Annotated in this window: 6 protein-coding genes; all 6 read right to left on the reverse strand. The window is 52.5% G+C overall.

Going from position 1 to position 13687, the window contains the following annotated elements; translation table 11 throughout:
• The 6 genes from CA13_RS15985 to CA13_RS16010 all read right to left on the reverse strand — a co-directional run bounded on the left by CA13_RS15985 (position 1) and on the right by CA13_RS16010 (position 13567).
• The gene (locus tag CA13_RS15985; protein WP_419194432.1) at positions 1-6384 is read right to left on the reverse strand and encodes a hypothetical protein; all 6384 of its coding nucleotides are present in this window, start codon (positions 6382-6384) and stop codon (positions 1-3) included.
• Between the two features lie 125 nt (positions 6385-6509).
• Positions 6510-7994, reverse strand: a complete 1485-nt coding sequence (locus CA13_RS15990) for a hypothetical protein (RefSeq protein WP_146398257.1) — start codon at positions 7992-7994, stop codon at positions 6510-6512.
• A gap of 16 nt (positions 7995-8010) precedes the next feature.
• A complete protein-coding gene (locus CA13_RS15995) occupies positions 8011-9330 on the reverse strand; it encodes a type II secretion system protein (protein WP_146398259.1) in 1320 nt (439 codons plus the stop codon).
• Between the two features lie 2 nt (positions 9331-9332).
• Positions 9333-10532 (reverse strand): type II secretion system protein, encoded by a 1200-nt coding sequence (locus CA13_RS16000; protein WP_146398261.1) that lies wholly within the window; start codon positions 10530-10532, stop codon positions 9333-9335.
• A gap of 56 nt (positions 10533-10588) precedes the next feature.
• Positions 10589-11863, reverse strand: a complete 1275-nt coding sequence (locus CA13_RS16005; protein WP_146398263.1) for a prepilin-type N-terminal cleavage/methylation domain-containing protein — start codon at positions 11861-11863, stop codon at positions 10589-10591.
• 267 nt (positions 11864-12130) lie between these two features.
• Positions 12131-13567: a type II secretion system F family protein gene (locus CA13_RS16010; protein WP_146398265.1), complete on the reverse strand. Its 1437-nt coding sequence runs from the start codon at positions 13565-13567 to the stop codon at positions 12131-12133.
• Positions 13568-13687 lie beyond the last annotated feature (120 nt).

Raw genomic sequence — 13687 nt, forward strand, 5'->3', positions numbered from 1 at the left:
TTATTCAAGAATTCGCGAGAAGCGAATCGTGTCAAATGCATTGTTGCGTTTGCCAGGTTCATACTTCACTGGAACGCTGCGGTCGATGATGTAGAACGCTTTGAGGCGTTGGGCTTCTCCGGTGGCCAATCCAAGTTCATTTCCAACGGTTAACGTTCCACCGTCCACTTCAAAGAAGCCTACCGTCACCCAGACTGCGAACACGTTGGATTGATCCGAAGCCAAGTTCGACAATCGTGTCTGGCCGAGTTGGTTATGGACCACGCTGCGATCATGCGACTGGGCCACCGAGGGGGCCGTGGCCCGTTGGAAGATCGGCGATGTTGCTGTCGTTGGATCGGCTCTTAGCCGAGTGGACTCAATCGGGTCACGGCGAGTTTGGCCTGTGACCAATGGATGGATGTCCGATACCGATGAGGGTGCAAAGACGCCGTGCATCTGGGTCGGCAGGCTGGGGTCTAAGAGGGTTCGCAAGTTTCCAGCAGTCGTGGGGATTGTCGGACCGGGGTGAGCTGCGAGACTGAATCCGCGTCGGCTGTCGGTAAAGGACTGCCAAAACGACCCCATACCAACAATGCCTCGCTCGGCTGAATTGGAAAATCCGTACATCAACGCTTTGTAGACTCGGTTATTCTTGACCGTGTTTAAGTTGATCAAGCCGTGTCGGAAGTCGTTGTCTTGGAAACCAAATGGTGGTCGAAACGGTTCCATGGAAACGTGATCCGTCCAAAAACCGTTCGTCATACCGTTGTTGCCAGGGTCAGGTCCCCAAGCTCCAGTATTGCGATTGTAAGTTCGATCTCTGGCCGCACGTGGTGTTGCCAATGTCCATTCGAGTGGATTGCCCGAGGTGAACGATCCAGCGGTCGGTGGCAAGAAGAAGGTGGAATAGTTGAACGTCGGTGCGACGATTGAGTTCTCCGCAGTGGTGGTGATGTCTAATTCGGGCGATACAAAATTGGTGTCCGAATCATAAGGCGTGGGAACGCCTACCCAATCGAGTAATCGCAAGTAGTTCGGGGACGTTGAGAAGTCGTTGTTGTTCGACGACAAATAGTTCCAAACATGCGTGAAACGTTGGTTGAAATCAAAGCGGCGTTGCGTGGTCTCCGTATAGGAACCGGGTGCTGCATTGTTGGCGTCGTCGTATGGATCCGTAGCAGCCGGTAAGCCGCCCGGTACCGACGCACTGCCAAATTCAAACGCGAAGCGACCGGGGGCACTCGTTGGGACCCACATCAATTCTTCGGCGGATACAAATGGTCGGTTAAGCCAAGCGACATTGGTTTGCCAATCGATTGGCAAACCAACAAACGGGACAAACTCTGCCGCAGGGGTTGTGGCGGATTGTTCCCACCGTTGACCGTAGGATTGGTTCGTATAGCCCAATGTTGTGCAATGCATTTGTCTTGCCAACACCACATTTGGATCCGCTTGGGGATACGTATTAACGTCGGTCGACGTACTTAGGTTGACCCGGAAAAAGGGATCCGCAAGTGGAGGAACGGGGGCCGCTGCAAGCCTATTCGTGTCCACGGGAGCGAACGTATTGACGCTGTGCCTCAAATTCACAGGCGTATTGGATGTGATGTCCAAATGAATGGGCATGCCGGTCTTGTAGCGACTTGCAAACTGTTCATCGGGTGCGGTTGTGAAAGGAGCTTCATCCGCGTCATCCACCCACAAGTCAGGACCCGCCGTTGGGGTTTCAAATTGTGAATTGTCCATGCTTCCGTTGAAAACGGTTAAGTCCAATGAAATGTAGTCAACCGAGATGTAAGGGTTGGTTGTTTCATTCCATGGCAACGTCGGATCCGCGAGACGTTGTAGGTAGGCCGTTTTGAATTGTTGCGTCGTGCCGGTTTTTTGACCCACAGGCCCAAGTGTTCGCTCGAGTTCGGCGTAAGACGCACGGTCAAAAGGTGTGTCGGGCAAATTGCCGGTGTTCGTCGAGAAATTGCGCCACGTGTCGAGAGGGTAAACGTACCCGCCACCAGTTTGATCGCTCAATATTTCGGTTGGTTCACGATAGTACGATCGCGGTGGGAAAGCCGCCATTCCGCTTGGTGGCGTTGTTGCGTTGACCACTTCGTAAGGTTCCGAAATGTTGACGCCGATGCGTCCGCCTGTGGTCCACGCAGCCGGACGTTGCGACGAGGCAATCAGGACTGCTGCCGGGCGAATGTTGGCCGACGGTACCGGTGTGGTCGCATCGTCAATCAGGGGAGTCGTGACGGTGTTCGAAATATCGGTGTGCTCGATTCCATTGGCCGTCACTTGGATCGCTTGAGTCGATTGGAAATTGTCATAGGTTACCAAGGGAGCATCATTCGCGTCACGCGTAACGGTGGTGCCATCGTTTTCGTTCTCGCCGAGCGAGGTTACCATGCGAGGAGCGACGACCATGCTTTGTCCCGGTTCAATAAGCTGCGTGCCTGATTCCCAATAGAAGACTTGACCCGCAGCGGGAGTGTCCGAGGCAACCCAGGTGTCGTTTCTGCCGTCATCGTCCGAGTCGGGATCTTGGTTGGAGAACCAAATCACACGATCAATCCTTTGCCCCGTTGGTGCAGTGTTGGCAAAAAATTGAGGTCGCTGTGGATCGAGTGTTACCGAGTCACGACCAATCGGGGTCGAGCTATAGGCTCCACTTCCATCAGGTTGAAGCAAGAAGTCGGGAGACAATTCCCGGGTCGCGGCTGATTCGTCGTGATAACTTGAGATAGCCACGCGCCAAATAGGATTGCTGTCGGGAGCCAATCGCGATAAATCGAGAACCCATTGTGGATTAGCCGCAGTACCAACGTTGCGATAAAGTTCAGCCGGAAACGCCATCGGGTTGGCAACCGGGTCGGTATCAAGCGGTGTTGTCGTAGGAGCCCGAAGCGGTTGCGGCGAGCGTGTGCTGCGCAATTCGAGGAAAAGTGAACCTTGTGGAAGACGGTATTGGTCCGGCGTCGGGTCGGCACCGACGGATCCCGAACCATCAAGTCGCCGCGCGGCCGGGCCGTCATCGACAGCAGTATCACGCACTCGGCGATCATGGAACGCCAGCGATTCTTCTAGACTTAATTCCGGGAATTCCATGCCGTATACCACACGGTAACTTTGTGGAACGACGGGAGGTCCTGGGAGAGCAACGATGTCCCAACCATCAAAGGGATAGGGATCATATTCAAACCGTGTCATGGTTGCGTCCGCGTCACGGAAGTCGACGGCATTGACCGCCCACTGCGCGACTTTCCATGCTCGATATTCGTCTTGAACCGAAAGGTTATACGGTGTCGGTAACGGAGTAAACGGCATCGTGGGGTCTACCGGATAATCAAAGTCGGTGTTCGCATCACCGTCGCGAAGCAAGAACATTGCAAGCACGTACAAATGGCGTGCTAAGAGTCGACGGCTATAGGCACCAGGTTCCCCTGGTGTTACGTCACCTCGTGTCGAGGACCATCGTGTCGTTCCTGTGTTGAGCTTATAAGGGAGATCGATGTATTCAGCCGCTTCATCGACGTTGCCATCCCCATTATCATCAATTCCGTTGATGTGCCGAGTTACCTCGTAAAAATCGTCAATCACACCATAGCCAGGTGCTCCGACCACGTCATCGTCGAGACCATTTCCGAATTGTCGATTCAAATTGAGTTTTCGTCCGGATCGAACCTCCCAGGGAAGCAATTCCCATAACCAGGCGTTGCGGACTTGATTTTGCTGAACCGCTGGAACGGCTGGATGTCCGGTAGTGGGGAACCGTAAATCGATGCCTTCTTCGAACAATCGTTGTGGCGGGCTTGCCGCCGTGGATTCAATCGCATTGTCACGCCATTCCGAAGGCAATGCGCCAGTGGTGATTGCTGCACTATTGCTATCCGTTGTCATGCAATCGGCAAGCAACCGACGAAGCGACGTGATTTGGTCTTGTTCAGCGCGAGACGACGCTTGTTGCGAATGATACTCATCGATCAAATCCATCAACCGACTTGCGACCAAATCGCGATCGAGACCGTCGAAACGAAGCAGAGACTCAAGCTCGCTGTATCGATAGGCGGCATCCGGATCACCGAGGTTGTTCTCATCAAATTCGTACGGGTCATCGACCGAGTCGCCTGCCGAGGCTCCGGCGTACCCGACCGGCTCGCTGGCTCGGCTCACTGCAAGGCTGCCGTCAACAGCCAACGCCACCGAAGTTCGTCCGTAGGCATCCATCGGCAATCCCTGTGACTGCTGATAATTTTGCAGGTTCGCTCGTCCCGGACTTCGGATCGCACCATACCAATCATTTCCATTAGCGGTGATCGGATCGTAAAGTTCTCCGGGTGCAAGGTAGGTTCCCGTTGCCAAGACGTTGGTAGCCGGTTCACGACCGTTGGTTAACGACCATACGTTGAGCCGTTGGCCAACCAAACGCTGTGGCCCTAGCAACGCTGGGGTACCAATCACGAAATAAGGAGCAAATAACCCACGAACATCCACTTCGGCCGGCCCGAATCCAAATCCATTGGGCAGATCCGTATCGTTAAACTCATTCGGCAGAGGAACGGGGCAAGTCGTGGTTCCCGCCGGGCGAAGCTGCACGCCGGTATGTTGGACCGCGCCTTTGATCGTCGGAGCAATCGCATTGCGTGCTTGCGCTAGGTTGCCAGAAAGGTTTACGTTGACACGACCGCCAAGGTCTTCCACCATGTAGCTGACCATTGGCTTGAACAGTCGCCCTTGTGCATCCTGTTGCAACGGCATACCGGCATCGACCCATAAACTGTCGGCAATACCATCGCCGTTATTATCGACATCCCAACTGTCGAGGACCCCGTCCCCGTTGTCGTCACGCCCGGCAAGTGCCCACGCTAAATCCAAAATTTTCGTTGCCAAATAGGTTGTATCCGTTGACGCGATGTCAATCGGGCCATTTAGCCCAACGGCTAAGTTGCTGCCGGTGAACGCGTCGTACCGCAGTTTCAAAACACCATCAAGTCGGTTCGGAATCGAATTGGGTACACGTGGGTCATTAACAAAAGGCAAAGGCCGTAGCGTTGATCGTTGGAGGGCATAGAGAATGTTTCGCAAACGGTCCACTGGAAGTGACTCCAGAGACGTTGACGTCTGTTGGTTCAAGATCCAATTGACCAATGCGGGGCGAACAAATGAAGGCGTTGGCTCGCCCAATTCCGGATCGTTCGGAAAATAGCTTAACCATAAATTGTTGTAATCGGGCGCATCGTAAGGTTCGTCCACATCCCCCGGCGGAAGATCGTTTAAGAAAACCTGTACTGCGTTCGCAGCAGACCCGGGCGAATAACGATGCAAGGCATAATGGCCCTGGTAAGACACCGGAATGTCTTGCCCTGTGTCGCCCGTTTCATACGCTACGTCCCGAACGGGATTGCCATTGGCGGCTGTAAACGATCCGTTGTCGACAGCGACCGGATTCAACGATGTTGCGATCACTTCGTTCAAGTTGTAGTCGGTGCCCGATGTCGTTGTATAGTCAGTTCGAGCAAGGTCCCAACCAAGTCCAGGGCCGTTAAGCATGCGTCCATTGACATAGAAATTGCCGTACGGAACCGCTGGCGTTGTCGTATCCACGATGACGCGGTCGTAGAAGAATCGATGAGGTGATAAACCATCGGTCAACCACTGCGAAATGGTTTTTGCATCGCCATCAATTTCAACCGTCGTGCTCAGATGCGGACGAATGTCAATGACAAGTTGTCCGGACAAAGTTTCGCGTCCAGCAATCGCCGCTGGGATATTGGTGTGGTCACCAAAGGAACGAACGATACGGAAGGTCAGCCCTTCGAGCGGACCGGCATTGAAGGTGATCAATCGACCGTTGAGCACGTCATCCGTTTCGATTGGACGCAGTGAAGCGACGCTAGGGTATTGCCGATTCGTATCGGTGTCTTCACGGCGATGGGGATAAGTGAAATTCCGAAACAGCTCCGTAGGAAACCGCAGGAATTGGCTCCCTTCGTTCGTGGTGTTTCGAATCAGAACTTCCGGTGCGCTATCAATCGAGTTGCCCGGGAAATTGGCTGGAGTCGAAATATCACCTTCGATGGCGTCTCGCATTCCATAAAGGTCACCGAGTAAGTCGTGTCCCCATAAAGAGGAGTCGGGGCCATTCGAACCGACCAGAAGTCTTTCGATGGCATCATCCACCAATTGCGCGCCGTCAAGTTTCCCCGTTTCACTGCGACTGATATTAAAAGCGGCCGAGCGATGGCGACTGGTAAATACCAAATAGGAAACCGCCAACATGCTAAACAGAGTAAGCATGCCCAAAACCACAAGTAGCACGATGCCTTGTCGATCAAGCCTACGCCGACGAGGCAAAGAAATGGTCTTTGCCGCCATGAATCGTTGTTGATTGATAAGGTAAGTCATAGTACTTGTCTGCTTTGACGCAGATCCTTCACAGAAAAGGGACTTTGGTGCCGCGCAGTTTTTGCTGTCAGCTGGCGGCAATCGTTCTCGAACACTCGACCAATAAACTCGATCGAAAAGGTCAACTAAAACTGTAGGTCAATTTCGGATTCGATTACCGAAACCGCTCCTGACACTATCGTGCAAAACGTATCGTCTCTTGCGTCGGGCACTCCATCTTCAAACGCCCAATCGGGCCCGGCCAAAGTGACCCAACGCCGCCATACGGGGAAATCCGCGCCACCCCAATTCGGCTCTGCGAAGTCAGTGGTGATGGTTCCCAGTTGGGGGGCGCCAACATTCAACACTCGGTACCATCGATGTACTGCAGCGCCGGTTGGGCTAGCGGGGGCTACGGTGTGCGGTTGCCGCGACAACATTACCCATTCATTGGTTTTGATCTTGTCGCTAATTGCATCGGAACCATACAGCAACACTTCGCCTCCGGTTCCTCCTGAGAAACCAATTCCACGACTCACCCACGTTAGTCGCTCGCCCGATGGATTGTCTTCGCGTTCCGAAATCGTGTAGGCATCTTTGCGAAGCGCTAAAGGATCGTTCGCACGTATAGGAACAGGATTTTCGCGTTGATTGATGACAATGATCGATTGGCGAAACTTAGTTGTGCCAAGGAACGGAGGTGTCAGGGTCATGATCCAGCTATAGTTGCTTGATGCGTCACGCGCCGAATCATACTGTGCGCTACCAATTCGGTATCGAGACAGGAGCACCGACTCGGGGTCTTCGTCCTCCAAACCTTCAACGCCAAACACGGAACCGAAACCGCGAAATACCGACTCGGCCGTTTTGGCTTGGATCAACTGGGATCGACCGACGGGAGATGCAGCGGGATAAAGGGGCGACCGCAGTGTGGCTCGCCACATTCTGGGTGACATTGGCCAAAGAGGCCTAGCGGCTACTGTACCGTTTCCATCAATGGATTCGTTCGGAGCGGCTAAGATGCGATAGCGTTCGTTGTAGTAGGGAAAGCGACTGTAATCAAACGCGGTGTCCGCCGAATTAACTGCCGTAGTAAAGTTAGGAGAATCCGTCGATGTGTTGATCAATACTGGGTCAGGGACTCCAAGTGGGTCTAAGCAAATCCCCGCCGCTAAGCCGTCACCAAATGCGGTATGGCCATACCCAGGCGAATCGAGTTTTCCAATCGGATCCGTAGGGACAGCCCCTCCCGTTCCTTGCAGTTGAGTCGAAACCTTCCATTGAATCGTTTGTAGATTGGTTGTTGGTCGAACGCCAAATCCAAAGGCTGCACCCGATTCAGCGGCAGCCTTATCCATGATGACCATTGCATCGAGTTTTGTGAAATCTTGCGCACGGCCCATCGCTGCTGCGGATGTCGACTCGCTCACACTTCGATCTAACTCAATGGTTGCCTTTGCATTGTCAGCCGCAATCGGTATCAACGCAGCGAGGCCGACTAGCCCCGTCAAGATGATGCCGATCGCAAAGACCGTTTCCATCAACGTGACTGCATCGCGGCTAGGCCCCGACCGATAGGAATGGCCGACGCTTCTGCGATCTTCACTGCAAAGTTTTGATAAGAAAAACATATTCACTCCAAAAGGATTACAGCGAACCAATATCAAGTGCGCTGACCGCCGCAGATCGGGTGCGACCGATGACGGTTTGAATTCTGGCTTGTTGAGCCGCATTGGTTGCCGCTCCACTGGCCGGAATCAAAGAAACACCATTGGTCGGGTTGATCCATGGCGTCGCCGTGACTTCGCCGTTTCGGGCGTGAATCGTGACCCAAATGCTCTCTGCATCCAGCAGCGGTGTGGTGCCATCTTTCGCTTCGTCCCCCAATGGATTCGGGTCGTCATCTTCGAGCTGTTCGGTCGGTAGCGTTTTGACTTCACCGCGACGACCCACCAGTAAATGCACGTCACCGGTGACGGGAACCTGCTGTAGCACGATCGATGCGGATGCGGTCTCATACTGACCTCTCAAAATTCGCGAAACTTCGCCGCGAGGTCCAAACAAAATCCAAATCGATCGATAGTCCAACGGGTTGGGCGTAAACGGTCGATTGGTTTGAGTGATGTAGTTGCCTTCGATTCCCATCGGAGAAAACTCGTTGCCAAATCGCCCCAGTCCCGAAGAGGTCAAATCGATCGAAGTCCCGCTCGGCAACTCGATCGGCATTGCGATCGATGGCCGTGGCGAACGGCGAATATCAAACGAAAGTAGGGTGCGATCAAACCGACGCAAATCGACATTGTCTTCAACGGGAACAACCTGAACTCGAACAAAGTCATTTGGATACCCGGTTGGCTGCGGAACAGGGGCCAAGGTCGATGTCCAGTTTGACCATGCGGGCGGAGTCGTTAAGTCTCCAAGATTGACGATATTTAGAATTTGAACCGGTAACTTCGCATCGCCAAGTCGGATCACATCACCAATGTTGATCAATGTTGGTACTGCAAGGTTATCAATGTCATCCGCAGACCGAATCATTTGGAATTGATCGTTATCGAACAGCAAGTAATGCGTATCCAAGTACGGATTCAATCTCGTTGCTGCATTGGTTGTATCCGGCTCATACAGATAAATGGCTTTCGCGTCGGGTGAATCACCTGAATAACTTGGTGGCTCGTCGGCCATCCTTAGGCGAATTGACTCGCATCGTTCGTTAAGCGAATCGACGCCGACTCGGTCGATGATCACTCCGCCGCCGCCGGTTGCAATGGCTCGGGCGCGGGCTTCTTCAATCGCAGCTTGCACCAACGATGCACTTCGCACCACTCGCTGCTCACGAAGTGAATTCTTAATAGCGGGAAGTGAAATGCCCGTCAGCAAGCTGATCACCGCAATCACGACGAGCAACTCAACAAGCGTGAAGCCACACTTGGGATTGTGATTTGTTCGGAAAAAGGAAAAGTTCATATCTATCTGCCTATCTCGAAGGTGGGCACGATATTGTCAGCCGATTCATCGGTGCCATTTCCATTGACATCCATCCGTGCTCCCAAACGATTGCCAACAATAACCGAATCCATATACGGATCGACAAAAGGAGACGCCGCGGGGAAAGTGGTTGGCTGGACGAAGGTCGGTGACGTATTTGGGAAATCCGTAAGCGTGTAGTTGATTACCGGCGGTGTAGTTAGCGAAGGATCATCGAGTCCGAAAAGGTCAAACTCGCCATCCTGTCCTGCCGCCACAATGACAGGTATCAGTGGAAAAGGATCTTCCGCTTCCAGATTGACTGCCGTTGAGGTTGTGTTGTCTGTATATCGGGGGTCCGAATAGAGCAGGTCGAGATTGTCTCGCCCGTATTCTTTTACAAGTGTTGTAAGCTCCGTCCAGTTTGCTCGGGTCGAGGTAGACGCAGGGCTTTCCGGTGGATCGTTCCATTTGGGCGTTAGCTTCAAGCCAACCGGCCAACGCATGTATCCAACCGGTACTCCCCAAGGATCAAGGATTTCGGGCATCCCGTCCCCATCTAAGTCACCGATATCCCGAGGGCGAAAGGTGTCCAAGGCTGGTTGCCCATTCACAACGCGTGATGCAAAGATCAAATAAAGGCACTCGGCCGATTGATAGTTCGACGTCCACTCACCATTTGCCGCATTGCCGTCAATAACCTCGCCCCAATCCGCACAGCTAGGCGAAGTTGCTTTGATAGTTTGGAAAATACGTTGACGATAACGCTGGACCATTTGGGCTCGAGTGCCACTTGGCCAAGCGGGCCCAGGAACGGCCAGCGGGATTCCAGCATCTAAGCTACCGAAAGTTCCACCGGCTTCGGGATAGGGGACGTAAACAGGTCCCGAAGAAATGTCTTCACGTCGTTCTGGTAATGCACACCGCAACCAGTCGCGTTTCCACATCAGTTCCGAAAGCGCACGCGTCTGGGCGGAGAAGTTGTTCTGTGGCGAATTAACCCGTCGATACGATTCCTCTTCGTAGATTTGCATCATCAACAGATTCAATCGATTGATGTAAGCTTTGCCGCGAGTTTCTTGAGCTTGTCGACTTGCACCCGAGATCGCGGTGGCTACCATCCCGCCAATAATGCTAATCACGACGATCGAGACGAGGATCTCGACGAGCGTAAAAGCGTTTCGATTGGATTTTGTATTCATGACGTTTCAGTTAGCTAGACAAGCAGTAAAGAGAATTCGTTGGGAAAGGAAATTGTCTATTCCAAATCGGATTCCAAAGTTCGGGTCGAGAAGTTGGTGACGTTGTCAAGTTGTGGGTTTGAGATATAAACCTCGGAGCCGCCAAAAGCCTTAGCCGTCTCGTTGTCCTGATAACGTTGGAGCGATTCCATCGTTGTCGCTTGTGTGGTCGTCGCAAATGGGTTGTAGGCACGACCGACGCTGTAGATGTAAAGACACCCCGAACTCGGAAGCGATGATCCCGACACGCTAACGAGTCCACCGTAGTTGTTATCGAGTCCCGCAGAAATGAGTTGGAACCGTTTGTTTTCCGCGAACTCTGCAACTGCCAAAGTGACCGAAAAGCCACGAATGGTTGAAGGAGGTGTGGTGTCGATCACGTTCGACGCATAAGGTCTTGCGATTCCGACGTCCGCTAGATCGCCTGGTGGGCAATAGACATTCAAACTTTGAAGGTATCTTGCTGTGGTTAGCCAAGCCGGAGCACTCGAACCGCTAGGGTCGGTTCCGTAGGTGATGTTGTAAGTGGACGAGTTGAAGTAGGCGATCGGCATTTCGGTTGAATTCGGTCGGAATACAGGAAACGGATCCGCGTAAACTGTCGCGCCCAGCGAATTCGCAGTCGACGAACCACCCGCGCCCCCTGCTCCCTCGTCATTGGAGTAAGCGTAAGCCGTTGGGCTGGTAAGCAACGCGATCGTTAGATCTTGGGTCTTGAATGGAAACTGGCCCTGGTTTCGATCCGTGTTGTATTGGTACTTCAAAAAGTCACTACTCGATGCACCCGCTGTATAAGGGTCTGTGGAGCCGCTGGCCAAAACCAATGGACCGCCTTGCCCAGTGAAAGGACGTTTCTTGTCACTACTGAAACCTCCCAAGCAAAACACAAGTGCTTCGGCACGATCGATCGCATGAGGGTAGTGACCGAATGCAGCGGAGGTTCTTGGATCGGTTACGGCGCCGACATCCGTTTGAGCAAGCCCTGAGTTGTAGTGTGTGAATTGCGACAAGATTCGAAGTTCATTGTCGTTCATGTTTGGAAACGCTTTACGGAAATGGCGTTCGACAGCGTTCCAATCGGAGAAGTCCGGAGGATACGAACCACGATCGAGTCGATAGGCTTCGAGGGATTGGCTAAGCACATCAATCTCTTGTCGGATCGCTGCTTCCTTGGCAGTTCGCAATGCGCCTGTCACCGCTGGAATCGCTAGCCCTGCGAGGATGCCGATGATGACGATCACGACGAGGATTTCGACGAGAGTGAAGCCGGTTTTTCGTTTTTCGGTTCGCATGAGTTCAGTTCTCAGGGGACAGTTTTCAGTTGACAGTTTTCAGAACGAAAGTCGTCGAGACGATCACTTCAGGAAATGTTTCAGGTTTGTAATTTGCCACGAATATCACGAATCGACACGAATAGCGAACTGGAAGTGTTGCGATGACTCGGTTCGAGGCATTCGGTTCGTGTAAATCCGTGCGATCGGTGGCTTTCAAAACGATTCAGTCCGGAAGTCTCTGCGACTTCCGTTGCGATTTGAAGTTGAAAGTCTATCGCCTATGGGCTAACTCAATCCGGTGATGAGGTCGACCAATGGCATGAAGAGACTAATCACGATGAAACCGACTGCAAAACCAAGGAACACGATCATGATCGGCTCCATCATCGCGGTCAGACCATCGGTCAAAGTCCGGACTTCTTCGTCATAGGTGTCGGCGACCTTGTACAACATCGTGTCAAGTTCGCCCGTCTCTTCCCCGACGTCGACCATGTTTACCACTAGGTCATCAACGACACGGGATTTGATTTTGGTTAAGTAAAATAATGATGCCAACGCAGCTCCGCCGCCTATCAGGTAAGCCGACATCATCATCAATGTGTTGATCATGTCTCCTTCGTCAATCTTGGTCCCTTTGGCGGTGACCGCGACGCTAAAGACCAACATGCCGGGGAACGCCGCGAACAAGGCCCAAAAGAACATCGCCATTGCATTGAATCCAGGTTCGCTGTGTTCTCGCAGCGGTTTGCTAATGACTTCCCCTTCGCGGATCTGTTCATTGACTTTGGTAAACAGCCTTTCAAACATCGCGTTGCCCGATGTTTCGCGAGTGATGTTGATCGCTTCCAAAATCGGTACACCACTACTGACCAAAGTCCCGAGCGTTCGTGTGGTCCGTGCCAAAATGTTCTTTTCTATCAAACTACCAAAGACTGGCACTTTAATAATGAATTGGTCAAATCCGATTCGTCCATGTTTGAACTTGCGAACCATCTTGACAAAGATCATTAACGTCACGGGCATCGCGATCAATAAGAACCAGTAGTTTGCGATGTAGCTGCTCATCGCGATCAACAAGATCGTTGGCGCGGGCAACGTCAAACCAAACTCGTCGAACATCTTTTCAAACGTTGGAACGATGAACAACATAATGAACGTCAAAATCAAACAGGCGACGGTGACGACGACGCACGGATAAATCAACGCCCCTTTGACTTTCTTCTTTAGCGATTCGGCACGTTCGAGGAATTCTGCGAGCCGCTGTAGAATCGTTTCGAGTGCACCACCGGCCTCACCCGCTTTAATCATATTGACGTACAGTCGGCTAAAGACCTTTGGGCATTTGCTCATCGCTTCACTCAGTGTTGCCCCGCCTTCGATCTCTTCGCACACGTCTTGTAACGCAAACTTCAACTTGCCTGGTTTTTGGTTGTTCTCCAGGATCTTTAGCGACCGCAAAATCGGTAGCCCCGCGTCTTGCAAAATCGATAATTGCCGAGTGAACGCACAGATATGTTTTGTCTTGGCACCACCGATCGCGAACCCACGCTTCTTTTTGCCACCACCTTTTTGGCCCGCAGCTTGCTTTTTGACGGAGATCTTCGTGACGAAGTATCCCATCTGGCGAATCGTGGTTTGCGCCTCTTCTTCGCTGGCTGCATCGATTTCATCCCGGATCTCTTGTCCGGCCGCGTCCATCGCTTCGAATTGGTAGATAGGCATGGGATTAGTTCTCAGTTAACAGTTGTCAGTTATCAGAATGTCAGTTCTTCGTTCTTCGCCGATAGCATTCGGTTCTCTGTAATTCAGCCGTTCTACGGCTCGTTCTTACTGAGAACGGTC

Origin of the sequence: Novipirellula herctigrandis, from assembly GCA_007859835.1 — a bacterium.
Lineage (GTDB): Bacteria > Planctomycetota > Planctomycetia > Pirellulales > Pirellulaceae > Novipirellula_A > Novipirellula_A herctigrandis.